28 protein-coding genes and 1 pseudogene are annotated in these 25,780 nt (G+C 39.6%); 8 read left to right on the top strand and 21 right to left on the bottom strand.

Annotated features, from left to right (window positions below; all coding sequences use genetic code 11):
* Positions 1-31 precede the first annotated feature (31 nt).
* On the top strand, positions 32-187 hold the full coding sequence (locus ABOA58_RS11965) for a YycC family protein (protein WP_350302462.1): 156 nt from the start codon (positions 32-34) through the stop codon (positions 185-187).
* Between the two features lie 327 nt (positions 188-514).
* Here ABOA58_RS11965 and ABOA58_RS11960 read toward each other — a convergent pair whose 3' ends face one another.
* The gene (locus tag ABOA58_RS11960; RefSeq protein WP_350302461.1) at positions 515-1,000 is read right to left on the bottom strand and encodes an NUDIX hydrolase; all 486 of its coding nucleotides are present in this window, start codon (positions 998-1,000) and stop codon (positions 515-517) included.
* A 91-nt stretch (positions 1,001-1,091) separates the two neighbouring features.
* On the opposite strand from ABOA58_RS11960, the gene ABOA58_RS11955 reads away from it, so the two are divergent.
* Positions 1,092-1,388 (top strand): HesB/YadR/YfhF family protein, encoded by a 297-nt coding sequence (locus ABOA58_RS11955; RefSeq protein WP_101221899.1) that lies wholly within the window; start codon positions 1,092-1,094, stop codon positions 1,386-1,388.
* A 36-nt stretch (positions 1,389-1,424) separates the two neighbouring features.
* On the opposite strand, the gene ABOA58_RS11950 is transcribed toward ABOA58_RS11955, so the two are convergent.
* The 7 genes from ABOA58_RS11950 to acnA all read right to left on the bottom strand — a co-directional run bounded on the left by ABOA58_RS11950 (position 1,425) and on the right by acnA (position 6,948).
* Complete coding sequence (locus ABOA58_RS11950) at positions 1,425-1,718, bottom strand: hypothetical protein (protein ID WP_101221898.1); 294 nt, start codon at positions 1,716-1,718, stop codon at positions 1,425-1,427.
* A gap of 24 nt (positions 1,719-1,742) precedes the next feature.
* Complete coding sequence (locus ABOA58_RS11945; protein ID WP_350302460.1) at positions 1,743-2,174, bottom strand: acyl-CoA thioesterase; 432 nt, start codon at positions 2,172-2,174, stop codon at positions 1,743-1,745.
* A 157-nt stretch (positions 2,175-2,331) separates the two neighbouring features.
* Complete coding sequence (gene tlp / locus ABOA58_RS11940; RefSeq protein ID WP_230176396.1) at positions 2,332-2,577, bottom strand: small acid-soluble spore protein Tlp; 246 nt, start codon at positions 2,575-2,577, stop codon at positions 2,332-2,334.
* A gap of 62 nt (positions 2,578-2,639) precedes the next feature.
* A complete protein-coding gene (locus ABOA58_RS11935; RefSeq protein WP_057275900.1) occupies positions 2,640-2,783 on the bottom strand; it encodes an acid-soluble spore protein N in 144 nt (47 codons plus the stop codon).
* Positions 2,784-2,924: 141 nt separating this feature from the next.
* Positions 2,925-3,053, bottom strand: coding sequence for an FbpB family small basic protein (locus ABOA58_RS11930; protein ID WP_072272906.1), 129 nt, complete (start codon positions 3,051-3,053; stop codon positions 2,925-2,927).
* A gap of 443 nt (positions 3,054-3,496) precedes the next feature.
* Positions 3,497-4,030 carry a TlpA disulfide reductase family protein gene (locus tag ABOA58_RS11925; protein WP_350302459.1) on the bottom strand — a complete coding sequence of 178 codons (534 nt, stop codon included), beginning with the start codon at positions 4,028-4,030 and terminating at the stop codon, positions 3,497-3,499.
* 206 nt (positions 4,031-4,236) lie between these two features.
* Positions 4,237-6,948, bottom strand: a complete 2,712-nt coding sequence (gene acnA / locus ABOA58_RS11920; RefSeq protein WP_137023029.1) for an aconitate hydratase AcnA — start codon at positions 6,946-6,948, stop codon at positions 4,237-4,239.
* Between the two features lie 386 nt (positions 6,949-7,334).
* Between acnA and sspO the strand changes: the two genes are divergently transcribed.
* The gene (sspO, locus tag ABOA58_RS11915; RefSeq protein ID WP_034312428.1) at positions 7,335-7,487 is read left to right on the top strand and encodes a small acid-soluble spore protein O; all 153 of its coding nucleotides are present in this window, start codon (positions 7,335-7,337) and stop codon (positions 7,485-7,487) included.
* 141 nt (positions 7,488-7,628) lie between these two features.
* On the opposite strand, the gene ABOA58_RS11910 is transcribed toward sspO, so the two are convergent.
* Entirely contained in the window at positions 7,629-7,892 is a 264-nt protein-coding gene (locus ABOA58_RS11910; protein WP_350302458.1) for a hypothetical protein, read from the bottom strand.
* A 116-nt stretch (positions 7,893-8,008) separates the two neighbouring features.
* Here ABOA58_RS11910 and ABOA58_RS11905 point away from each other — a divergent pair, with 116 nt between their 5' ends.
* The 4 genes from ABOA58_RS11905 to ABOA58_RS11890 all read left to right on the top strand — a co-directional run bounded on the left by ABOA58_RS11905 (position 8,009) and on the right by ABOA58_RS11890 (position 12,116).
* Complete coding sequence (locus ABOA58_RS11905; protein ID WP_083450736.1) at positions 8,009-8,152, top strand: small acid-soluble spore protein P; 144 nt, start codon at positions 8,009-8,011, stop codon at positions 8,150-8,152.
* 239 nt (positions 8,153-8,391) lie between these two features.
* Positions 8,392-9,165, top strand: a complete 774-nt coding sequence (locus ABOA58_RS11900) for a MurR/RpiR family transcriptional regulator (protein ID WP_350302457.1) — start codon at positions 8,392-8,394, stop codon at positions 9,163-9,165.
* Positions 9,166-9,342: 177 nt separating this feature from the next.
* A complete protein-coding gene (gene malX / locus ABOA58_RS11895; protein WP_350302456.1) occupies positions 9,343-10,905 on the top strand; it encodes a maltose/glucose-specific PTS transporter subunit IIBC in 1,563 nt (520 codons plus the stop codon).
* 17 nt (positions 10,906-10,922) lie between these two features.
* Positions 10,923-12,116 carry a MalY/PatB family protein gene (locus tag ABOA58_RS11890; RefSeq protein ID WP_350302455.1) on the top strand — a complete coding sequence of 398 codons (1,194 nt, stop codon included), beginning with the start codon at positions 10,923-10,925 and terminating at the stop codon, positions 12,114-12,116.
* A gap of 201 nt (positions 12,117-12,317) precedes the next feature.
* Here the strand turns inward: ABOA58_RS11890 and ABOA58_RS11885 are convergent, their stop codons facing one another.
* From ABOA58_RS11885 to ABOA58_RS11835, 11 genes are all read right to left on the bottom strand, one after another.
* Positions 12,318-12,650 (bottom strand): PTS lactose/cellobiose transporter subunit IIA, encoded by a 333-nt coding sequence (locus ABOA58_RS11885; protein ID WP_350302454.1) that lies wholly within the window; start codon positions 12,648-12,650, stop codon positions 12,318-12,320.
* 12 nt (positions 12,651-12,662) lie between these two features.
* Positions 12,663-12,995, bottom strand: coding sequence for a PTS sugar transporter subunit IIB (locus ABOA58_RS11880; RefSeq protein ID WP_057913684.1), 333 nt, complete (start codon positions 12,993-12,995; stop codon positions 12,663-12,665).
* Positions 12,996-13,015: 20 nt separating this feature from the next.
* Positions 13,016-14,461: a glycoside hydrolase family 1 protein gene (locus tag ABOA58_RS11875; RefSeq protein WP_350302453.1), complete on the bottom strand. Its 1,446-nt coding sequence runs from the start codon at positions 14,459-14,461 to the stop codon at positions 13,016-13,018.
* Between the two features lie 99 nt (positions 14,462-14,560).
* Complete coding sequence (locus tag ABOA58_RS11870) at positions 14,561-15,904, bottom strand: PTS sugar transporter subunit IIC (RefSeq protein WP_350302452.1); 1,344 nt, start codon at positions 15,902-15,904, stop codon at positions 14,561-14,563.
* A 166-nt stretch (positions 15,905-16,070) separates the two neighbouring features.
* Complete coding sequence (locus tag ABOA58_RS11865; protein ID WP_350302451.1) at positions 16,071-18,002, bottom strand: BglG family transcription antiterminator; 1,932 nt, start codon at positions 18,000-18,002, stop codon at positions 16,071-16,073.
* Positions 18,003-18,260: 258 nt separating this feature from the next.
* Entirely contained in the window at positions 18,261-19,157 is an 897-nt protein-coding gene (locus ABOA58_RS11860; RefSeq protein WP_350302855.1) for an ROK family protein, read from the bottom strand.
* A 25-nt stretch (positions 19,158-19,182) separates the two neighbouring features.
* Positions 19,183-19,896 carry a GntR family transcriptional regulator gene (locus ABOA58_RS11855; protein ID WP_350302450.1) on the bottom strand — a complete coding sequence of 238 codons (714 nt, stop codon included), beginning with the start codon at positions 19,894-19,896 and terminating at the stop codon, positions 19,183-19,185.
* A gap of 204 nt (positions 19,897-20,100) precedes the next feature.
* Positions 20,101-21,516, bottom strand: coding sequence for a glycoside hydrolase family 1 protein (locus ABOA58_RS11850; protein ID WP_350302449.1), 1,416 nt, complete (start codon positions 21,514-21,516; stop codon positions 20,101-20,103).
* Between the two features lie 89 nt (positions 21,517-21,605).
* Positions 21,606-22,907, bottom strand: a complete 1,302-nt coding sequence (celB, locus tag ABOA58_RS11845) for a PTS cellobiose transporter subunit IIC (RefSeq protein WP_350302448.1) — start codon at positions 22,905-22,907, stop codon at positions 21,606-21,608.
* A 30-nt stretch (positions 22,908-22,937) separates the two neighbouring features.
* Positions 22,938-23,270, bottom strand: coding sequence for a PTS lactose/cellobiose transporter subunit IIA (locus tag ABOA58_RS11840; RefSeq protein WP_057913677.1), 333 nt, complete (start codon positions 23,268-23,270; stop codon positions 22,938-22,940).
* Entirely contained in the window at positions 23,270-23,581 is a 312-nt protein-coding gene (locus ABOA58_RS11835; protein WP_350302447.1) for a PTS sugar transporter subunit IIB, read from the bottom strand. Before ABOA58_RS11835 ends, ABOA58_RS11840 begins: the two co-directional genes overlap by 1 nt.
* Before the next feature lie 522 nt (positions 23,582-24,103).
* Here ABOA58_RS11835 and ABOA58_RS11830 point away from each other — a divergent pair.
* A pseudogene (locus ABOA58_RS11830) lies at positions 24,104-24,359 on the top strand (helix-turn-helix domain-containing protein); the annotation flags it as partial.
* A 21-nt stretch (positions 24,360-24,380) separates the two neighbouring features.
* On the opposite strand, the gene manA reads toward ABOA58_RS11830, so the two are convergent.
* Positions 24,381-25,331, bottom strand: coding sequence for a mannose-6-phosphate isomerase, class I (gene manA, locus ABOA58_RS11825; RefSeq protein WP_350302446.1), 951 nt, complete (start codon positions 25,329-25,331; stop codon positions 24,381-24,383).
* Positions 25,332-25,780 lie beyond the last annotated feature (449 nt).

Here is a 25,780-nt window from a genome sequence, read left to right as displayed (position 1 = left end):
TAGCTATTAAATATCGATAGGAGAAAGTGCCATGAAGCCATTGCAAATATCACCGGAAACCGCATTAAAGTTATCCAAGTCACTAAACTTGCCTTTAGAGCAAATCATGCATATGCCTACACCCGTTTTGCTGAGAAAGCTTGCCGAGGCTGAAGCAAAAGAAAAAGAAAAGGGAAATACAAAATAGCTGCAGGAATCTGCAGCTATTTTTGTGGATACTCATATGTGTGCGAAACTACCTTACGGATTAGAAACCGAGCAATCAATTTCGTCGTATAATAGTATTTCCTTTTCGTTCCTCTATGGAATCCTGCCAGTTAATATTTAAATACTCTTGCCTTATAAATCGGGATATTTCCGTACTCCCTTTTAACATTTCGTTTTCCGTAAATCGTCACAATAAATAACTTCAGTATCTTGCATAAAAATACCAAAATCCTTAATATTCTTCTGCTACTTTGTGATATTTAGCTTAGGAATCAGAAAAAGCAAAAAAACCGCACATGGGCGGTTTTCAATTGAAAGTCAATTCTTTTGCCCAATCAGGCAAAGGCTTTTTTTTGACTGATATTAATTGTTCATTTTCATAGGTACAGACAAATTCTTGTGGTGGTTCATCCTGTAATATATCTTTTAGGTAATACTTTATGTTGGACACAACATCAATTGCCTCCATAACCCATTGATATGGCTTCCAGGCAAGTTCCCCTTCATCACAGGCAGATAGCCCGCCCCCTGCATCTTCAGCTCTGTAAACATACATTCCACCCGTTTGATTCCATGTCACGATCCCTCGAAAGGCCATCCCCCTTACTTTCAATCCAGTTTCTTCAAAAATTTCGCGTTCCATCGATTCATCGATGGTTTCACCTTGTTCTATCTTCCCGCCTATACCATTCCATTTATGCTTATTGGGATTCTTTTGGCGAAATAGCATCAACACTTCGACTTCGTTGAATTTTTTTCGGGTTATGAAACAAATATTATAGATAATATCCATGGGTTATTTCCTTTCTTGAACGCACATTATTCGCATCTACTTCATAATTACTTTATACTTAAATAACGAACATCTAGGAAGGAGAATGAGTATGAAACTGACCATTTCCGATCAAGCAGCTAAGTGGTATATTGATGAGCTGGGGCTTCAAGAAGGCTCTCATTTACGCTTTTATGTAAGATATGGCGGGCATAGTACCGTCCAAAGCGGCTTTTCATTAGGTATCATGCAGGAAGAACCTGAAACTGCTGCAGCCGCAACAACTATGAATGAGATTAATTTTTATGTAGAAGAAAAAGATTTATGGTACTTTGATGGTCACGATTTACTTATTACTTTTAATGAAAAACTGACTGAACCAGAATTTCACTATGAAAAGAGCGCTTGACAATAAAGCAGCGGTGTAACCGCTGTTTTTTCTTGTTCAATCGAGCAGACGCTCTTTAATATCTTCCGCCCTAAGAATTTCCGCTTGCTTTTCCCCTAAAAGATCGAAATGTGAATAGCCATCCTTCCTGTGATGAATCCACTCTTTTTTAAGCCCGTATTGCTTACCCCACTCCGATAAACGCCGTAAATCTTTACATCCGACTTTTGTAACCGTCTTGCAACCGGGAAATCGGTCATCCAGCCAATAATGAGTTAAAAAAGCTATTTGGCCTTGATCGATTTTCTGCTTCCAGGCTACTACATCTACCCGTTTAATTCCAAAAGCCATTTTTGTTCACCTCAATAATTGTAATTAAACCAATTCATCCTGCTTTTTATTTTTCTCATAGGCCTCATGCCATTCAGGATACATGCGTTTAATGGATATCGGGCGGAAGCTCTCCTTTTTAACGCAAACGTGGGAAGAATGACCAGTAGCCGCCACTTCATTTTTCCCATTGACGATCTCATACCCATAAACGACCCGCAAGCCGTCATATTTTTCAATCCAGGTTTTAACTTTTACCTTATCACCATATCTAACAGGGGTTTTATACGAAGCATGAATATCCATAACAGGTGAGAGGATGCCATCCGCTTCCATATCAGCATAATAAAATCCTAAATCATTTATCAATTTTGTCCTGCCCAGTTCCATCCATATAAGATAATTCGCATGGTAAACAACACCCATTTGATCTGTCTCTGCATATCGCACTTCAATTTCGTTTTCAGCTATGAACATTTTGTTTCCCCACTTTCATTTCTATTGCAATAAACATTTTACCATAACAATTGTGCAAATTTCATTTAAGCTGTCTTAATCTGGGCTGCTTCCCTTCAATGAACCTAAATAAAAGAGGAGAAAGATTTCCCGCCTCTTTCTCCCCTTACCTAGTTGCTTACATATTATCGTTACTATAACCGCTTTCCCGTGCTTCCTGCTCATCTTGCATTTCTTCCTTCATTCCATCAATGCTCTTTCTTCTTCGTTCATTTTTAGCCTGAATTGCCTGTTTTTCCTCCCCTGAAGAGAATGATAACGTTTCATTTGCAGCGATTATGTTTTCTTCCGTATTTTCTATAGCATCTTGAATTTTTTCAACATTATCCAAACGATTATCCGGATTGTGCTTATTTGTGCCCATTAATTTCACCTCATGTTTTTTTATTTACATAATATTATTACGATTACTTTATTAAGCCTTGATTACTCGCCTTTAGTTTGAATGACCTGAGGATGTTTCCCGGATTTGTCCTGCATTTTCTTACCGTTATTCCCACCTGCAGCTATTGGTTGTGTCCCTAGATGGCTCGGTCTAAAGTGTTTGGAATCTTTTTTTGGATTACCCATTTTATCGCCTCCTTCTCTTATCCTTCTCTTATCATGGATAAAAAAGAGGAAATTCATGAATGCCAGTTTTTGAAAAAGCCATGAAAAAAGAGCCAGCACCTTGAAGGGACCTTCATGGTACTGGCTCTTTTTAAGCAAAACCTATTCGGCCTTTTGCATATGTTTTTTTTCAAGACGTTCCTCAAGTCTTTCCATTTGCTTAACGTCCATCAATAATTCCCTTTTGTTTTCTTTAATTAATTCTTCAAATGTCCTTTTTCTTTTTTTCATGCTTTTCACCTACTTATTTTTAATATAATTTTCAGTATTGCCAAATTAACGTAAAATTATGACTATATGGTTTACATCCCTTTAATTGTCATAATTATCAGATTTTTAATCTGTTTAAAATTCCATTATCGGCTCTCTATACTTTAACCCTTTTTCCATGAACATTAACCATATTTTTTGATTTTTTTGATTTTTCCATTAAATTTTGACAACTTTGTTAACATACAAAAAACGGAACCTCATAAAGGCTCCGTCAGACTGAAGACTAACCTCGATGAAAATCGAGTTTGTCTTCAGTTTTTTTGGTTTGTACAATGGACATTGATTTCCTCTCCAGGCACTCGCTTTCCGCGGGCGGTCCGGGAGCCTCCTCGCCCCAAGCCGGGTTTGGGCACCGAATTTCGCTAATTCCTTCAATACTGGTGGAACTTCATAAAGTTCCCCTACTGCATACTATTTATATTTCGTTCCATATCTTTTAATTGCATGGCTGAAATTACCTTATTCCTGATGATGCCTTCTTTGTCGATGAAGTAAGTTGTCGGTATGCTAAGAATCTTGTAGCGCTCATTCACTGGATTTTTGGCACTTTGACTGTCCAGCGGTATGGTAAATGTAATTCCATTATCCTCTACAAATGCTTGTACATCATTTTCGGGGTCAATATTGACGGCAAGTACGACGACATCATCACCCGCTTGCTGTGTATATTTCTCCATATCCGGCATTTCCTTCTTGCAAGGCGGACACCACGTTGCCCAAAAATTCAGCATAACCTTTTTGCCCTTATAATCCGATAATTCAACTTGTTTCCCATCCAAAGTTTTCAGGGAGAAATTGGGTGCTTTAGCTCCTATTTTCAATCCGCCTAAAGCATCTTTTTCGTCATTTTCCTTTGAGTCATTATCCATCGCCTGCACGATCGCTACAGTAATAAGTGATAGTAAGGCCACCGAAGCAATAATTTTTTTAAGCATACTCGTCCCCCTAGTCCCATTACAATAAAAATATTAGTCCATTTCCAGAAATAGAACAACTTCCCTATTCCATCTTAACAATAAAAGGATCTCCGGAAAAGTGCAATTCCTTTAAATCATAACATGATATCACATTGTTTCATAAACTTGACACAAAAAAAGCGGTAAACCTGATAAGTAGGTTTACCGCTTCCTAAAAGCTGAAATTAGCCTTTTAATTTATTACGTAATACCATTTGAAGGATACCACCGTGACGGTAGTAGTCGATTTCGATTTCGGAATCGAAACGAACAAGTACATCAAATTCTTTTACGTTTCCAGCTTCATCAGTAGCTGTAACTGTTACGATATCACGCGGTTTAACTGTTTCGTCGATTTTAACTGCGATCGCCTCTTTACCAGTCAATCCAAGCGTTTCAGCGTTTTCGCCTTCTTTGAATTGAAGTGGAAGAACACCCATTAATGCAAGGTTAGAACGGTGAATACGTTCAAAGCTTTCAGCGATGACTGTTTTGATGCCAAGAAGGTTAGTACCTTTCGCAGCCCAGTCACGAGAGCTTCCCATACCATAGTCTTTACCAGCGATTACTGCAAGACCTGTTCCATCTGCTTTGTATTTCATACAAGCATCATAGATAGCCATTACATCGCCTGTTGGCCAGTAAGTTGTGTATCCACCTTCTGTACCTGGAGCAACTTGGTTACGGATACGGATGTTTGCGAACGTTCCGCGCATCATCGCTTCATGGTTACCACGACGAGAACCGTAAGAGTTAAAGTCACGCGGTTTCACACCGTTTTCACGAAGATAGATACCAGCTGGTGTATCTTTACCGATTGCACCTGCAGGAGAAATGTGGTCAGTTGTAACTGAGTCACCGAATTTACCAACTACACGCAAGCCGGAAAGTGGGTTAACTGAACCCGGTTCTGGTGATAATCCTTCAAAGAATGGAGGATTTTGAATGTATGTTGATTTAGAATCAAAAGCATAAATCGCTTCGTTGCTTGTTTGGATTTCATTCCAACGTTTGTTATCGTTGAATACTGTTTCGTATTCTTTACGGAATAATTCCGGTGTAACTGTTGCTTTAACAGCAGCGTTAACTTCTTCTTGTGATGGCCAGATATCAGCAAGATATACATCGTTACCATCTTTGTCTTTACCAAGTGAATCATTGTTAAGATCGAAGTCCACAGTACCAGCAAGTGCATATGCAACAACCAAAGTTGGAGAAGCAAGATAGTTTGCTTTCACTAGTGGATGAATACGACCTTCAAAGTTACGGTTACCAGAAAGTACTGAAGTTACTAGAAGATCTGCTTCAGCAACAGCTGCTTCGATTTCGTCAGCCAACGGACCTGAGTTACCGATACATGTTGTACAGCCGTAACCAACTACGTTGAATCCTAATTGATCAAGGTATGGTTGAAGACCTGCATCACGAAGGTAACCAGTAACAACTTTAGAACCTGGTGCCAATGATGTTTTTACATAATCCGGAACAGTCAAGCCTTTTTCAACTGCTTTTTTAGCAATAAGACCTGCTCCAAGCATTACGTACGGGTTAGAAGTGTTCGTACAGCTTGTGATTGCAGCAATTGCAATCGCACCTGTTTTCATTACCGTTTCTTTACCATCGGCAAATTTAACAGTTACTTCTTTATCCAATTCAGAATTGTCCATGCCAAAACCTTGGTTGCCCATAGGTGCGTTGATGGCGTCATGGAAAGATTTTTTCATTTGAGAAAGTGGAATCAAATCTTGCGGGCGTTTAGGGCCTGAAAGGTTTGGTTCAATTGCTGAAAGGTCGATTTCCACAACATCATTGTATGCTGGATCTTCGTTTTCAGGAGAGTAGAACAAACCATTTTCTTTGCAGTATGATTCAACCACTTTAATTTGTTTTTCATCACGGCCTGTTAAGCGCATGTAATCGATCGCTTCTGCATCAACAGGGAAGAAACCAACTGTAGCACCGTATTCAGGAGCCATGTTAGCGATTGTTGCACGGTCAGCAAGTGGAAGGTATCCTACTCCTGGGCCGTAGAACTCAACGAATTTACCAACTACGCCGTGTGCACGAAGAACTTGTGTTACTTTCAATGCAAGGTCAGTAGCTGTTGTACCTTTAGGAAGTTGACCAGTCAGTTTAACACCAACCACTTTTGGAACTGGGAAGTAAGAAGGCTGTCCAAGCATGCCTGCTTCTGCTTCGATACCGCCGACACCCCAACCAAGAACACCAATACCGTTGATCATTGTAGTATGTGAATCTGTACCGAAAACAGAATCAGGGAATACTTCGAAGTCGCCGTTTGGAGTTTCAACAGCGTGAACCACGTTCGCAAGGTACTCTAGGTTAACTTGGTGAACGATACCAGTTGCCGGTGGAACAGCACGATAGTTGTTGAATGATTTTTGAGCCCAGCTTAGGAACTGGTAACGTTCTGCATTACGTTCGAATTCAAGATCCATATTGGCATCAAGGGAATCCATCGTACCAGCTTTATCAACTTGTACAGAGTGGTCAATTACAAGGTCAACCGGGATTTCCGGGTTGATTTTGTCAGGATCTCCACCAAGTGCTGCGAAAGCATTACGTAAAGAAGCTAAATCAACAACAACTGGAACACCAGTGAAATCTTGTAGGATTACACGTGATGGCTTGAACGGAACATCTATATCTTGTTGCTCGCTTGTTCCCCATTTAGCAAGGTTCGCAACGTGTTCTTTAGTGATTACTCTTCCGTCTACTTGGCGAAGTACCGCTTCAAGTAATACTTTAATGGAATATGGAAGGCGTGATACTTTGCCATCCCCTGCTTTTTCAATAGCGTCTAGGCTGTAGTAGTTGTAGCGTTTCCCTTCAATTTCAAAGGACTTACGCGCTTGGTATACGTCATTTTTCGTCATGAATATTACCCCCTATTAAACTGTCAGAACGTATTCTGCACATAAAAGTAAAACCTGGTTCACTGAAACCATGTTTACTATAAATATAAGTAAAAAAGTTAGTTTGTCGAATTTTCTCTCTCTTCTCCCACCCTAACTTTTCCTTCAACTTAATACTAATATAGAAATGAGTATAAGTAAATAACAAGAAAGTTATTGTTTTTGATAAGTTTCCCTTATAGAAAAAAATCCCCCACATATTAAAGTGCATTTATGAAGGCCTTGCTGATATGAGTTTTAATGAAAATACCCCTATTTATGGCCTGATAAATTATTCCAGCAAAACATATTAGTACTTCATACATAATCATTCGACATTATCGCATTCTATGGGTGGAGGTGTCGAAATGACAAAACAAAAGGCAAATCATGTTATACCGGGTATGAATGCTGCAAAAGCGCAAGGTAATGGAGCTGGATACAATGATGAATTGGGAAATGAACCGCCATTATCGGAAATGCAAAGGCAAAACAATAAAAAAAGAAAGAAAAACCAATGATTTCCCTCATTTCTAGGCTTTAAACAGGATAGGCTTTTTGAAATGGCAGATGTTCTGCATTTTTCAAAAAGCCTATTCCATTCTAAAATCAGGAAACGCAAAAGTAATACGCGCAAAACTCATGACGATAGAATCCGTCACTCAATAGTCCCCAGAATTCACCTCATTGACGATTGTCTGAATATCCTGTTCGAATTTTTTCAATTGTTCTTTCTGATGTTCGGAAGCGGTGACTAAAGCAGATTGTATTTGCTGATAGGCCTCGTTCACTTCCTGCTTCACATGTTTCAATTCCGTTCCGTAATTCGGTGCGTTTTTCTCAATGGATGAGTATACATCAAATACTTGCTGATAACTTTGCTGGGCTTCCTGGAAAGTCCTTCGCTTATCTTGTTTATCCTGCATTTGGGTTCAGCTCCTTAAATATAGTGTCCATCCATAGCATGTACGAGGTTTGCAAATATATGTATGTGAATAAAATTTCACGGACTGATTATCTTAAGAGATAGGAGGGATCGAACATGAACAAAAACGATGGTAAAGATATTCGAAAAAATGCTCCTAAAGGAAATAATCCAGGTCAACCTGCACCGTTAAGCGGTTCTCATAAGGTTAAAAACAGACAGCACTCCCGTCAGAAGCATAATAGCAGTCATGATATGTAAGCTGCTTAAATAATCGTTCCATAACAAAGCGGTGCCGCCACAATAAGGCAGACACCGCTTTCTTGTTTTGTTTCCCAAAACTACAATAAAAAGCAAACAGCCAAAATAACGATAATGACACTTCACATCGGAAATTTTATTAAAATGGCCTCACTAATATAATATTCAACTTCCTACTTTCTCAATTTACGATTATGATAGACTACAAGGTCTGATTCATAATAAAGAGGGTGAGTATCATGCAAGTTTTTCTGAAGCGCTTGTCTCAGCACCGCGAACGGCTGAGCCAATTAGAGATGGGCGTGCTAGAGTTCATTTTGCATCATCATGAGATTGTAGTGCATATGAATGTAGATGAGCTAGCGAAAAAACTCTTCGTATCCACAGCTACCATTAGTAGAACATGTCAGCAATTAGGGTTTCGCGGCTTTCAAGATTTCAAATATTCATTAAAAAAAGAAGTGACAAAAGAGCCCCATAATACTGTTTTTTCTCATTCTGGATTCTTAAGTACACATATCGATCGCGTCAAGCAGGAGATAGAAAGCACGATTGATTATATAGATGAAGGAAAAATAAGTGAAGCAGCCAAATATATACATGACAGTAAGCATGTGGAGTTCTTTGGTGTAGGAAATTCACTTCCCCCTTGCGTAGATGCATCAAGGAAACTAATGTTCTCCGGGAAAATAAGCAGTGCCCGTGAAGATTGGGATGAATTGAGAAGTGTCGCGAATAGTTTAAGTGAAGATGATTTAGCTATCTTAGTTTCTTATAGTGGCGAAACGCTTTACACATTGGAATACGCCTCACTTTTAAAGAAACGCAACGTTAAAACGATTTCCATCACGGGTCAACATAATAATCGCTTACAACAAGAAGTCGATTTATCTTTCCAGGCACACGTGATCAATTGCTATTATGGTGAAATGGATATGAGTTCCCGTTTCCCGTTAAGCATCATTTTGGATTTTATTATTTTAACCTATTTGGAGAAGTATAAAGATTCCTAAAAGACCCGTAGAAATTGGAGCTGTCTTTTACGGGTCTTTTTCCCTTTGTCTAAAACGGTCGGAAATGTTTGTCTATACAAAAAATGTACGCTCATACATGTAGTATGTAAGCAATTGATAATTTCGGTCGTGAGTGTATATTTAAGCTATGTTTATCCGCCGGAAGGAGTCAGAATAATGAAAAATAATAAGCGTCTAAAATCACAGCTTTGGGAGTTTTTCCAAGGGCTAGGCAAGACCTTCATGCTTCCTGTTGCTTTATTGGCATTCATGGGGCTGATATTAGGAATTGGTAGCTCGTTCACAAGCCCGACTACCATCGAAGCCTTTCCTTTTTTGGATAATTCGTTCCTTCAATTCAGCTTTAGTTTCTTGGCGACAATAGGAGGCTTTGCCTTTACTTATTTACCTGTACTATTTGCCATGGCCATTCCCATGGGTCTGGTGCGCTATGAAAAAGGTGTAGCTGCTTTCTCAGGTTTTACCGGGTATGTAATCATGAATTTAGCCATCAATTTTTACTTAACAGAAACGGGAACATTGGCAGATCCTGAACAATTGCGCCAAGCTGGGCAAGGAATGGTAATGGGGCTTCAAACGATAGAAATGGGTGTACTTGGTGGTATCATTGCTGGTATTATCGTGTATTTGTTACATAATCGTTTCTATGAAATTAAATTGCCAGACGCTTTCGCCTTTTTCGGCGGAGCACGATTTGTCCCTATTGTAACCGCATTCACCTTGTCCATTGTGGGGCTTCTACTGCCAATGATTTGGCCGGTTTTTGCAACGGCCATCGCCGGTATCGGTGCCATCATAAATAACTCTGGCATTTTTGGCCCATTTTTATTCGGTGCTGGTGAACGATTATTACTTCCTTTCGGCTTGCATCACATCCTAGTGGCGATGATCCGTTTTACGGAAGCTGGTGGTACAGAGGTTGTCAATGGGAAAACAATCTCGGGAGCATTGAATATATTCTATGCCCAATTACAAAATGGAAGTGCAATAAGCCCTGCTGCAACGGCCTTTTTATCACAAGGTAAAATGCCCACTTTCATGTTTGGATTACCAGCTGTTGCATTAGCCATTTACCATACGGCTCGCGTTGAAAATCGAAAGAAAATTAAGGGACTATTATTATCTGGTGTGATCGCCACTGCTGTTACAGGTATTACAGAACCTATTGAATTTTTATTCTTATTTGTAGCTCCCGCTTTGTTTTTACTTCACGCCATTATGACTGGATTAGGATTTATGATAATGGCGCTACTAGGAGTGACCATTGGCAATACAGACGGCGGGATACTTGATTTCGTGATTTTCGGCATTATGCAAGGATTCGCTACAAAATGGTATCTCGTTCTTGTAGTTGGCGTGATATGGTTTGGTCTCTATTATACGATTTTCCGCTATTCGATCGTGAAGTTCAATTTAAAGACTCCAGGGCGGGAAAAGATGAGTGATGACCTTGGCAACCATTCTAGCACTACTAAAGGAACAAGCTACAATGCCCAAAAAGTATTGTCCGCGCTAGGTGGTAAAGAAAATATTCAATCATTGGATAATTGTGTAACCCGCCTTCGCCTCGTCGTGGATGTCATGGACAAGGTCGACGAAAAAATCTTGAAAGAAGAATGTGGAGCTCTCGGAGTTGTGATTCTTGATGAACATAATCTACAAGTAGTCATTGGTCCACAAGTTGGGCTATTAAAATCACAAATGGATAAAATATCCTGAAAATGGAGTTGTACAGCATGCAACATGACTTTAATGAGAAGATTGATCGCAGGGGGACATTTTGTACGCAATGGGATTACGTGCAAGATCGATTCGGGGAGAAAAACCTTCTCCCCTTCTCGATTTCGGATACCGATTTCAAAAGCCCACCTGAAATTTTGCAAGCCATTCAGCAACGATTGCAACATGGGATCTTTGGTTATACACGTTGGAACCACTTACCATTCAAAGACGCAATTACCCAATGGTATAAAAAACGCTTTGTTTGTCCTATAGAAGAAGATTGGATTACCTATAGCCCTTCTGTCATCTACTCCGTTTCCAAGCTTATCGAGATAATGACCGAAGAAGATGATCACGTGGTGATTCAAACACCAGCATATGATGCATTCTTTAAAACGATACGAGACAATAAACGCATCATATCAAGTAATGAATTATTTTATCATGAAGGAGCATACTCGATCGATTTTTCAGATTTAGAAGAAAAACTAGCGCATCCAAAAGCAAAAGTGTTACTTCTTTGCAGCCCTCATAACCCTACAGGTCGTGTCTGGACACGTGAAGAACTGAATAAAATCGTAGCCCTTTGCAATCGATATGATGTTTACATCATTTCCGACGAGATTCATATGGACATCATCCATGAAGGGAATACCCATACACCGATTGTCCATTCGGCCATTGATCCAAATACATTGTGCATCTGCTCGTCAGCCAGTAAAACATTCAATACTCCAGGATTAGGAGGTTCATACTGTCTTATACCAGATAAGGATATTCGTGAAGCCTTTCTTATTTCCTTGAAGAATAAAGATGGGTTATCGAGTGCCAGCGTGTTTGGAATGGAAGCAGTGATCACTGCTTATAATCATTGTGAATATTGGGTGGACGAATTAGTGGAATATGTATACGGCAACTTGCGAATCATTCAGCTTTTTCTAAAGGAACACTTACCGATGCTTTCTTTCCATCTACCCGAATCCACCTACCTCGCCTGGATTGATGTCTCGCAACTACCTTATTCCAGCAATCAAATACAAGATGCCCTTGTTCATCAAGGTAAAGTGGCGATCATGCCGGGTGAAACATTTGGAGAATCAGGGAGCTGTTTTATCAGATTGAATGTAGGATGTCCCAAAGCTAAGCTGCTGGACGGACTTGACCGGTTAAAAAGAGCGATCGACTATTTGGAGAATCAAGAGAGATGAGAAGCAACCTGATTTTCTGAGGTACTAGATACGATTTATTACTATAAAAGTACATCTCTCATGAAAAGCAAGTGGATGTTGTCGATTACAGATAGAGTCTTCAGTCCAATAAAAAACCCCCAATGGATATTTTCCAAAGGGGGTTATTATAGTTATCAAGGTCCTGGTAACACCATTTTTTAAGCTCCATGCACCGAGCCGTTATCCTGTTTTTCCCTCGACTACCATTTTACATAGTTCAATCATTTCGACAGCCATTATCTTTAACGTTTCCGTTGTCAGCATCTGATCTTCAGCATGAATGAACAGCAGGGAGAAAGGTAATATCTCTCCGTTTGCTTCTTTTTGAATAAGGGAAAAATGCACCTGGTGGATTTTGTTGTACGCTTCTTCCCCCGCTTTAATTAATAAATCCGCTTTCTGATATTGTCCTGCCCGTCCTTCACGAATGGCTTCGACAAAATGGCTCCTTGCCTCTCCTGAGTATGAAATGATTTGGAGAGCTGCCGTTTGCATTCCTTCGATTGTTTGCATGCTTCTCCCTCCTCATTTATCATCATTTTTTGCAGCCATTTGTAAAGCAAGATCTAGAATTTTATCTCCATCCGCCGTTCCATACGATTGTGGATCAATGACATCCACAGGAATCCCATACGGTGCAGCTGTTTTTTCAGCTGCTTTTTTCATGAATTTCACTTGAGGTCCTAAAAGAATAGCGAGTACATGATCACTTGACTTTGTAAGTTCCTCACCAATTGAAGATTCAGGAATGGCATAAATATTATATTCAACACCTCTTTTGCTTGCAGCTTTTTTCATTTTTGAAACAACCAACGATGTTGACATTCCAGCAGAACAGGCTAAAATAATTCTTTCCATTATATATATATTCCTCCTTCTTATTTAACCACCGTATCGTCTTTCACTACGATTACACGATTTTGGATTACATCTTTGTACCAATAAGCCGATTTTTTCAGAGTCCGGTTTCGATTATCGTCTAAATTAATTTCAACCAGCCCATACCGGTTTTTGAAAGCATTCATGGGTGACACATTATCAGTGAATGCCCAGAGCATATATCCCTTGCAATTCGCTCCTTCATCAACCGCTTTGATCAACCATTTTAAATGTTCTCCAATAAATTCAATCCGGTAATCATCCTGTATAATCTGCTGATTATCTTTAAAGGTGTACTCATTTTCAACACCCATGCCATTTTCAGCAATAAACCATTCTATATTGCCGTACTCCTCTTGCATTCTCTTTGCCATGTCATACATAATTTTCGGATAAATTTCCCAACCCCTGAACGGATTCATTTTTTTACCAGGAAGATTGAACATCTCATAATAATAACTCGGATGAAATGGCGTACATTCATTCCAACCGGCAGTACGTGCTTGTATCCGATGAGGATAATAGAGATTCAATCCAACATAATCGACCGTGTTTTCTTTAATGATTTGGAGCTCGTCAGATGTATGTTCAAAGGTGATCTTATGTTTATCCATCAATGTAAATAGCTCTTGAGGATACTCGCCTTTAATGGATGGATCCAAGAAAACACGATTAAAAAATAAATCATAGATTCTTGCTGCCTCCCTATCATTCTCAGCAGATGACCTGGCATAGGTTACTTCCGGGTTAAGAATAACACCTATTTTCGATTCATATTTCTGTCCATAATCATGTTCCTTAAATGATTGGACAACCTTTGCGGTTGCTAAAGCTTTATTAAAATTCCATTGCATCCATTTCTTCGTGTTTTGTTCATAAGGATACCGGAGAGCGTCTAAATAGACCCTTGTCTGTATAACAATCGGTTCATTAAAGGTAAACCAATGTTTTACCTTTGCCCCATATCGGCTGAACACCTTTTTTGCATACTTTACAAAAAGCTCCACAACATGTTTGGATTCCCACCCACCATATGTTTCAAATAAAGATGCCGGTACTTCATAGTGTTCGAGACAAATCATTGGCTCCACACCATTTTGAATTAACTCGTCAATAACGTTGTCTACATAACTCGCATATTCCTCATCTATTACTGCGTTTTCGTAATCGATCAGAAAACGCGACCAATTAATAGACGTTCTAAAATGCGTTAATCCGATCTCTTTCATGTGCGCTATATCTTCTTTATATCGATTAAAGAAGTCAGTCGCAATTGCAGGACCAAACCCATTATGCCAAACATTCTTGTCGTTTTTATACCAAAGATCTAGATAAGAGTCCTGAGACTCTTTCTTACCGGACCATCCCTCAGTTTGCCATGCTGACGCAGCTGCCCCTAGGATAAAATTCTCTGGTACTTCTACTTCCATTGTTTCTACAGTCATTTCTTTCCCTCACCTTCACCTAGCTGATCACTTGGGGGTATACAATTGGGCATCCATACAGATCAACACATCTATGTGGAGTGTCGAAGTTACCCGCTATCATACGCTGACATTAACAGTTGTGGCTTCATCTTCTTCTTTTTTTCTTTTTTCTTTAACACCTGCATTGGCCATCATCACGAATGGTAAATAGATCAAAACAGATACAACGATACAGATGACTTGTGTAATGACAGCTCCTATACTTCCAGCCGTAGATAAGTACGCATTGATAAGCGGTGGTGTCGTCCATGGAACCATTACAACTGCCTTGGCAGCAAACCCTGTCACGGTAGCGATATAACCAATCGTTCCGGTAATCAATGGCGTGATGATAAATGGGATCGCCATTATCGGATTTAACATGATCGGAAGCCCAAAGATAACAGGCTCATTGATATTGAAAATGCCAGGTCCAAATGATAGTTTTGCGATACTTTTCATTTCTTCACGCTTAGATACGATAAAGATAGCTGCCAATAACCCGAGAGTAACCCCAGAACCTCCTATACTCATATACACGTCCCAGAAAGGCATCGTTATCACATTCGGAATCTCTTTACCTTCTTGGAAGGCGGTCATGTTTGCAGTAATGGCTGCCAATAATAAAGGTTCTCTTATTGGTTTGATCATCTGATTTCCATGGATGCCAATCACCCAGAAGAATTGGGCAACAAACATTAAAATTAGAATTCCCGGTAATCCCTGAACCACACTCTCAAGTGGTCTTTGAATAATATTATAAATTGCTTCATGCAAGTAAATCCCTGTTATTTGATGAAACGCAAAACCAATTGTCGCAATGATGGTTACGGTTAAAATCGATGGAAACAGCGCTGAGAACGATGTGGCAACATTTGCTGGAACGCTCTCCGGCATTTTAATTTTCAATTTATCAAACGACTCTAATTTCGAAAAAATTTCTACGGATACAATGGCAATAAACATTCCTAAAAACAAACTTTTTGGATCTGTAAATTGCCTGGAGAGAACATCAACAACCATTTGAGGCTGCTCATTCACTACTAATTCAAGTGTAGTAGGGATGACTGCTATGAAAGATATTAGGGCGAGGATTCCCGGGAAATACGAAGGATTGCCGTTTATTCTTCCAAGCTCCAACCCAATTAAAAAGATAGCTCCTATCGTAAGGAAGTTTAGTGTCGCGTATTGAATCGCTTTCATAATCGGCTGATAATCTGCTAGAAATGAAAAAAAGTCAAAGGATGCTAAACCTGTTTCAGGGCTCATTATCATACTGGAAACCAAGATGGCAAATGCCCCTGTAATTATCACTGGCATTAGAACGACGAACGCTTTTTTTATGGCCATAATATATTTTTGATTGTTGATTTTATAAGCCGCAGAACCCATGACATCATTTGCCTTTTCTTTAAAACTCATCTTCAGCCCCCGTTTCTCAAACGTTTAATTTTATTCCCTGATACAAAAAACACCAAAGAACAAGTATGCTATTTTAAAGTGGTGTCCGAGCTCTTTGATATGTTTAGTTTAGTTGTTAAGCGCTTTCATTTGAATCCAAACATTTTCCTCCAATAAGAGGAAATCATTATCTTGGACTATACTCTACCATTCTTTTAATCACCTGCTCAAAGTCATCATATCTTTCGATCTTAATCAACTGATCTACCAAAGCTTTAGTTTCAATCACTTTAACAAGAAATTGATAGATTTTTTGCATTTCATCTTCATATTCCTTCTGTACACTCAACAAACAGATGTACTGAACCATTTCATCTCCCCACGCTATTGGTTTCTTTAATGTTAAAACAGACCAAAATGTTTCCTTTGTTAATGGGCGCATGGGATGGGGAATGGCAACTAAATTACCGTAGCACGTTGGTGACATCTTTTCCCTCTCGATCACTGCCTCTTTAAAACCAGAAGGAATTCTTCCAAGTTTAGTAAGTTCTGCTTCAAAAAAGTCAAATACTTCTTCTCTTGTTTGCAGATCTTTTTGAAAATACATGAGCTCTGGGTCTGTATAATCAAGAACCAACGTTATATGATCCACCATATAGGCTTCAATGTGCAGGATGTCCTGATTGCCGAGCAGTGTGTTAACCTCTACAACAGGTATGGATAAGTCATCATAAATCGGAATTGTGCTTATGATGAAGTCCAATGATTCTAGTGGATAATTCCTTAATTCATATAAGTTCATCGTGCCAGCAATATCCAAGTGTGACTCAAAGGCAGACTTCAATTTATAATATAAAAGCTGAGAGCTTGCAACACCAGTTGCACAAACAATGACACACCGTTTTGTTTTAGGTTTCAGACGTTTTCTCTCCATGGCCGCTTCAATATGAAGAGCTAAATAGCCAATTTCATCCTCATTTATATGAACACCCAAAGAATCATGAAGAGCCTTACTCATCACAACTCCAGCATCGAAGGCAAGAGGATATTTTTGCTTAATTTCTGCTAAAAGTGGATTTCGAATGTTCATTCCATAATAATGTCGATTTATTGCCGGTTTGAGGTGCATGCCAAGTCCATTTATAAGCTCTTGATCGTCGTGAATGCCCAATTGCAGTTCGTTTTCAACCTTATCAATCAGGTTTACTGTGAGCGTAAGGATTTCTTCGCTAATCAAGTTAACTGGATACAAGGCATCACTTGCTTTCGTATAGGAAACCATTTTTGTTCCTAGTAAGTGGAGTGTGACGTAGGCAACCTCTGAATTGGGAAAGGTAACGTTGAATGACTTTTCGATATCGGTTACAATTTGCTTCGAAACAAGATATTCGGCTTGTTCCTCAAAGTTTTTTATTTCTTCATCCAACATCGATACATAGTTGTGAAGCAGCACTCTCTTACAGGCAATTGCGATATGGATCACTAGATTGGAAAGGCCGATATCCGAAAGCTGAATTCCGGCTTTCTTGGTTTGCTTCAAAATGATCGAACGTATGGCGGCCATTTCTGGATCAGCTACCAACTCCGTAGTCTTTTGCGCTGAATTAAATACATATTCTGCGATACAAAAACGCATTTTCAACTCATTTCCAACAACTTTTAACCCATAATTGGGGCGACTATCGACTACAAGCTCATATTTAGTTAATAATTCTCGAACCTCTTTTAAACTATTTTTTACAGTTGACAAACTAACATAAAGTTCATCAGCCAACATCTCTAGCTTTATGTAATCCTCTGATAGGAGCAATCGTTTGATGAGAAAAGTAATTCGGTCACTTCGGTCACTTGGAATCCACTGTTTATTCACTCGTTCAAAAGCCACAATCTTTATAAAGCTACGGAAGGCTGAATGATCATGTATGTGTAACTGATAGCCTTTTCGATGTCTGGCTATGATTTCCGCTCCATGCTCTTTAAGGATGGCCGAAAGGTCTTTTATCATAGAACGAATGGTTCTTGAAGTAATATGAAGGTGGCCCGCCAATTCCAGACCAGTCGTCTCCTTTTCTGCTTGCATAAGATAACACAGTAATTTTTTCTCTCTAGTAGAAAACATGTTCCATTCAATCCCTTCAGTCGTCTATAATGCGTCCAGTATTCCGTTCAAATTGAGATAATCATCACATTAATTTGTCTTTTCCATTGTTACATTCACTCTACATATATATATCTTTAATGCTCTTTTAAAAAACGCAGTGCCAGAGACCAGTTAATAAAGATGATCTAAACAAAAAGACCAGGTGCCACTAACACCTGATCAAATGGATTTGTATATGAAGCCAAGGGTACCACCTCATACATCTGGATACCTTGACTATGTTAGTCGAATTTTTACTTCGTTTTGATAAGCAAGATCCGCGAGCAAAAGTGAACCAATAATTCCGGCGTCGTCCCCTAAGCCGGGCTTTACAATATAATCGGATATTTCGGTTTCAAGTTCTGGGAGTGGAACATACCCATTAAGTACTTCTTTCACCTGATTTCTAATCATTTGGAAAACAAACTGTTGTTTACTCACTCCCCCACCAAGGATAATTTTCTTTGGAGATAGAATTAATATATATTGAGCGATCGCCTGCGCTAAATAATAGGCTTCCAGTTCCCAAACTTCTTGTCTGTCCGCTAATTGTGCAGCAGGTTTTCCCCATCTCCCCTCAATGGCGGGGCCGGATGCAAGTCCTTCCAAACAATCCCGATGATAAGGGCATTTGCCTTCGTAAGAATCTTCTGGGTGTTTTCGGACCATGATATGACCCATTTCCGGATGAGAGAGCCCTTCCAATAATCGCCCGCCAACTACTGCACCGGCTCCAATTCCGGTACCTACTGTTATATACAAACAGCTATCCAGTCCTGCGGCTGCTCCAAACCTCGCTTCCCCTAATGCGGCTGCATTTACATCTGTATGAAAACCGACAGGAACATTACATTCATTTTTAATCGTTTGTAAAAAGGGAAAGTCCCTCCAGCCTGGCTTTGGTGTAGTCGTTATATTCCCGTATGCTGGACTGGCAGGGTCAATATTGGCCGGACCGAATGAACCGATTCCAATCGCTAAAGGCTCGTATTCCGAAAAAAAACGGACGACTTCCGGTATGGTTTCCTCAGGAACAGTCGTCGGAATTTCGATCCGCTTCACCACATTTCCTATTTCATCACCTACTGCACAAACAAATTTCGTTCCTCCTGCTTCAATCGCTCCATATAACATCACGGTTCCACTCTCCTCACATGTATTATTTGCGTATGGTAACTGTCGTGAAAACGAATTTATCATAACGATGTCTGGAAAAAGAATATTCAAAAGGCAGCCCATTGTTTAAATAGCCGACCTGTGCAACCTCCAAAATCGGGTCATCCGGCAGGCATCCTAAATGAATTTGGTCCAGTTCATTCGGTTTGTCTGCTCTGATTTTCCGATGTGCACCGCCAATCTTCAATTCTAGTGTTTCATGTATGTAATTATAGATGGATGCTTGTAATACTTTTTCTGTTATTCCTGGAATAATCGCAACTGGCATATAGGTCTTCTCAATGACATATGGCTCATTATCTACATTTCTAAGTCTGATAATATGATAAACCGGTGTATCTTCGCTAATGGCAAGCTGATCGGCCACTTCCTTTTCAGGAAATTGTACATCAAAGGCGATGAGCGTGCTTGATACTTTTCTGTTCGGAAGCACATTGGACAACCCGAGAGTCTCTTCACTGATGACATTCACTTTCTCGTCATTTACAGGTGATTGGACGATAAATGTTCCATGCCCCCGTTTTCTAAGAAGCAACCCTTCCTCCACAAGAATATCCAGTCCTCTTTTCATTGTCATCCGGCTGCATTCGAATTCTTTTGCAAGCGTTATTTCATCAGGAATTGGCTGATCTATCCGATAAAAACCTTGCTTGATCCTTTTTCTGATTTCAATAGAGATTTTTTCATACTTATTCATTTTTCTTCGCTCCTACTAACAATAACACGAGACAGTTTACTTCATCCGCTTTTTCCATTTTAAGATAACCGGGTTATACTGTAAAGAATCGATTTTTCTGAAGATTCATTCTTTTTCTATTTCAGCAGGAAAGGGGCAGACAAATGCTGCCAAATCCAAATACATCATGTACCTAGGAAAGGTAGCAAAGTCAGGCCCCATTTTTTAAAATCCGTTCTGATTTGCCACTTCTTTAAACCAATAGCCGCTCTTTTTCACCGTTCTTTGGGCATCATTATCCAAATCGACTGACACGAAGCCATATCGATTTTTGTAAGCATTGCTCCAAGACCAATTATCCATGAATGTCCATAAGTGATACCCCTTAACATTTGAACCCTCGCTTATGGCTTTATGAGCCCACTTCAAATGTTCGCTAATGAACTCGATTCGGTAATCATCCTGTATCATGCCATTTTCATCACGGAAGCGCTCCTCCCCTTCCACTCCCATTCCATTTTCAGAAATGAAGCATTCGATATTCCCGTAATTTTCTTTTACGTTCATTAAAATATCATAGATGCCCTTTTCGTATATTTCCCAGCCGCGGTGATGATTCATTTTTCTTCCTGGCATTTCATAATTGTCAAAATACAGTTCAGGCAAAAATGGAGCATCCAGGTTACGGGCATGTTCTTTTGCCTTAACACGGCGAGGCTGATAATAATTGATTCCTAACAGATCGACCGTATTTTGCTGGATTATATCCAAATCACCTGCTTCCATAGCGGGCATGAATCCTTCAGTTTTTAAGATTGCAACAAGATCTGATGGAAATTCCCCTTTCACAGATGGATCTAGGAAAGAACGGTTGAAAAAGGCATCGGCAATCTTTGATGCTTTTAAATCGGCTGGATTCTGGCTTCGCGGGTATGATGGCGTCAAGTTCAATATAATCCCTATTTTGCCATCCATATTCATGTCCCTATACTTTTTGATCGCTTTTGCGCTGGATAAAATCGTATGATAACCAACTTGTACCGCTTTTTTAAAATCGACGATATTCGGATAATGAAAATTATATAAATATCCACCCTCTACCGGGACAATGGGTTCATTATGCGTGAACCACTTTGCAACACGATCTCCGAACAATTGGAAGCAAGTCGCAGCATAGAATTCAAACGCATCGACGGTGTCCCTGTTTTCCCACCCTCCGATTTCCTGCAGGGCCATAGGCATATCAAAGTGGTATAAATTGACGAATGGTTCTATGCCTGTTTCTACCATTTCATCAATGACCGAATTATAAAAATCCACTGCTTTCGTGTTCACTTCCCCTTTTCCTTTCGGGAACATACGTGACCATGAAATCGATAACCGGAAAGAGTTATGACCAATTTCCTTCATTAACTTTATATCTTCTTTATATTTATAGTAAAACTGAGAAGTATTCTGAGGTCCGACGCCGTTGAAAAAACGATTTGGCTCAATTTCATACCAGTAATCCCAGATGTTTTTGCCTTTTCCGTCTATATCTGCTGCACCTTCCGTTTGAGTGGCCGAAGCAGATGACCCCCACCAAAAACCTTCTGGAAAATGGTATTGTACAGTTTCAGTCGTTTCTTCTATTGTTTTCATACTTAATTTCCCCCTATTCTTTTAAACCGGATACAAGTATGGTTTACCTGAACCTGGATTAATGTTTTTTCATGTGCCTGCCTTGGTGTTTATGAGGCTTTGTTTTGATTTTCCGCTTCTCTTTCTTTTTTCACATTCGTTTTATCCAATGCTTTAAGGAACGGAAACCATATTACGAATACGATCAATAAATTAACGATTTGCAACAATGAACCCCTGAAGCTATTGGTGGCAAGATAGCCGCTTATCCCGATTGGAACGGTCCATGGCACTGTAACTCCTGTAGGCCTCGGGACGATTCCAGTTGCCATTGTGAAATATGTAAATCCTGTTACCACCATTGGCGCAATGATCCAAGGAATGACAACGATTGGATTCATTACAATCGGAAGCCCAAAGATAATTGGTTCATTCACGTTAAAGATACCCGGTCCTACACCAAGCTTTCCTACTTGTTTCATTTGCTTACTCTTCATGAACCATAAGATGGCGATGACTACAGCCAACGTCATCCCTGTACCACCCATCCCTACAGTAAATACCTCAATGAACGGTTTAGAAACGATATTCGGTAACTCAGCTTTTTCTCTGAAAGCTTCTAAGTTTTCCAGAGCAAGAGTTGCCCAGATGGGATCCATAACAGAGTTGATGATGATTTGACCATGTAACCCGAAGAACCACAAAATCTGTATAAAGAATACAGCGATTAAAGTCGGGATAATTCCACTTCCAAGACCAACAAGCGGCGCCTGAATCACATCATAGATAAAGTCATGTAAATTAGTATTGAATCCTAGTGTAACGATCACATTTATCGCTAAGAAAACCGTTAACGTGATTAAGGCTGGTAATAGTGCAGCGAATGATTTTGCAACAGCCGGCGGTACACCTGCAGGCATCTTAATGGTTATATCTCTTTGAACAATTTTCCGATATATTTCACCGGCAATGAAAGCTGTGATCATCCCGAGGAACATCCCTTTGGCGCCTAGCCGATCAAGTGGAATGACATTAGCGACCACTTCTCCAGATTCAGCTTCAATCGCAAATGGTGTTAAGATTAGAAAGGAAGCAAGCGCAATAACGCCTCCAAACACAGCTTCAACATCATAGCTCTTTGACAGGTAATATCCGATACCAAAAACTACGAACACCGACAGAATTCCCATGGTGGCCTGCGAAGCAATTGCGAATGAAGATTGTAGGGTCATTACGGCATCGTCACTTAACAATTTGTTAAGAAATGGTAAATTGGTTACCACGACAAAAATAGAACCGAAAATCGTAAGTGGAAACGCTAACATGAATGCGTCTCGTAAAACCGCTAAATAGCGATTGTTATTCAGCTTCGCAGCTAGTGGAATGAGAAATTGACTCAGCTTTTCAAACATAGTAGACCCCCGTCCATTAAAGATGAATGATTAGATATTTTTTGCTTTAAAAATTTCCAATAACTCTTTCACTAGCTCCTTCATTGTTAACGTTGACATTAGATGGTCTTCAGAATGCATGAACAGCATCGAAAATTCCACCTTTTCACCTTGCGCTTCCTTTTGAACCAATTGGAAATGAACGTTGTGGGCAATAGCTAAATCCTGTTCAGCCTGTGCAAGCAATGATTCTGATTCTGCCACATTCCCCTCGCGATATTCACGTAGAGATTGAATCACCTTACTGCGCGCATTGCCACTGTATAATATCAATTGAAAATTAATCTGTTCGCTCGTGAGATCTTCCAGCTTTACTTGCTCCATTATTTATTACCTATCAAAGAAAGAGCTTGATCATACGCTTTTTTTCCATCTGCCAATCCATAAGCCATCATATCGATTACGTCTACTTGGATGTTGTATTTAGATGCCTCTTTTTGAAGTTCTCCCTTAAGGAAACTCATTTGCGGTCCGATTAACACCACATCTGCATCAGCCATTTCTTTCTTCGCTTTATCCTGACCAACTGCCCAAATTTTTGCAACTTCCCCGATCGATTGTGCGTGCTGCTCCATTTTTGTCACTAATAGACTCGTAGACATCCCAGAACTACATGCAAGTAAAATTCGTTTCATAACTATTACAGCCCCTTTTGTATTTTATTAACAAAAATCTAAAACGTTTACATTTATTATTATGATCATTTTTTTATAAATGTCTAGACATTTAATTAAAATAATATTCAGTTTTTTTAAAAAGGGGCTTTATTTCTTGATTTATCATCTGAATGTTTCGTCGAAAAAAAAAACCACTCGAGTGGTTTTTTTGCTTAAGACAAATTGTATTATTAAGTACGACATCTAAAAACTGTTTTCGCATAGTTGTTGCCATTTACCAAGTAATTCGATGTGGTTGATTTCCCCTCCAATTCTCGCTTATCCAGAGGGCGGGCGGTGAGCCTCCTCGGCGGAAAGCCTGTGGGTCCTCACCTGTCCCGCTGCTCCCGCAGGAGTCTCGCACTTCCGCTCCTATCAACCTTAAATAGTTTAATTTTAAAAACAACAATCTTTACTAAAAGAGCTAAAAATAAACAAATAAAACCCATGAATTTTTCGTGTAAAATGAAGGTATCACACAACCCTTAACGTAGGTATTCCATGAGCTATACACATCTTCCCACATCTGAACGTGGACAAACTAGAAGCCCTAAAAAAGCTGGGCTGGTCTACTAGAAAAATGGCTAAAGAATTAAATCGCCACCCTTTTACTATTGCTCGAGAGTTGAATTGAAATAGCACGAAAGAATATGCTAGTGAAATGGCTCAAGAAAAATATGTATATCGCCGCAAAGACAGTAAACCAAAAAGGAAATGGTCTGTTTCTTTGGCATATGTCATAGAAGAAAACTTCAAATAAGTTAGATTGCAAACCGTCTTATATAAAACTCGTAATCCATTCCATTTCACCAGAAGCAATCAATTCCTTCAGTTCCCGCGTCATGATCAAGTGGTCTCCTTTTTTCACTTCCATCACTTCACTCTCGGATTCAATTTTTCCATTCCCTTCAATGATGCTGATTAATTGAAAGGTATCTCTCCCTGCTAACCGATATCCCGTTCCTGATATTTTATGATGAACGACAGTGAATTCAGGAACTTGGATGAGGAATGTTTTTTCCCCTCCGGCAGCCGTTTCTGTTTGTGATGCATGAATTGTCTGAGAATCAGGGACGGTCGTTACCTGTAGTGCTTTCTCGAGATGCAGTTCACGTTTATTCCCTTCTGAATCCGTTCTATCATAATCATATACCCGATAGGTTGTATCAGAAGATTGTTGCGTTTCTAAGATGACGATGCCTTTTCCAATTGCATGAACGGTACCGCTTTTTACAAATATGAAATCTCCGCGCTTTACAGGCTGTTTTTGTAGCAGTTCGTCCCATCTTTCTTCCGATGTCATCTTCACCATTTCTTCTTTTGTTTGAGCTTTGTGACCAAGGATGATTTCTGAACCAGGTTCTGCGTCAATGACATACCAGCATTCTGTTTTTCCGTACGGTTCACCTTCTAGTTCTGAAGCCTCTTCATCATTAGGATGAACCTGTACGGATAAATCATCATTTGCATCGAGGATTTTAATGAGCAAGGGAAATTCATCACTTTTATAGTCGCCAAATAGCTTGCTGCGATGTTTGCTCCATAATGCAGATAAAACTTCTCCTTTAAACTCGCCCTCCTCAACGACGCTTTCTCCGTGGTGATGAGCGGATATTCCCCAGCATTCACCAATTGGCCCTTTTGGAATCGAATAATGGAAATCCGTTTCCAGCTTTCTCCCTCCCCAAATTCTTTCTTGAAAAATCGGCTTAAGTTTTAAAATAGTCATGAATTCGCTTCCCCTTGCTAATATGTATTTTGATAATGAGTTCATTACGCATGGGCCTATGGTCAAACTGAGTGTTGATTTCATCAATCGGACAGCTTCTATCTGTTATGTCTAGAGCAGTGGTCTATTAAATGACGAATGAGCAGGACGAGGATATGTAATGGTTCTTTTCCTAATGGGCAGCACGACTAGTTTAACCAGTTAGCCATCATGGCTAAATCTTGGCAAATAAGAATGATGACTAAATGACAGCATTTTTTCCCATTTGGTACCTACACTTTAAAAGCGATCGCAGTCGAGCTTTGCGCTTCGCTGTTCAACAAGGCTTTAACATAGTAAATTACTTCTGTAATACTTCCATTATTTTCCATATAATCCACTAACCCCTGCACGGATTACTTTCAAATTTAAGATTATCATATTTTTTGTCGTATAATCTGTTAAATCTA

Source organism: Peribacillus frigoritolerans, assembly GCF_040250305.1.
In the GTDB taxonomy this organism is placed as follows: Bacteria; Bacillota; Bacilli; order Bacillales; family DSM-1321; genus Peribacillus.
The sequence above is the reverse complement of the archived record's forward strand: the minus strand, read 5'-3'. Positions and strand labels throughout refer to the sequence as shown.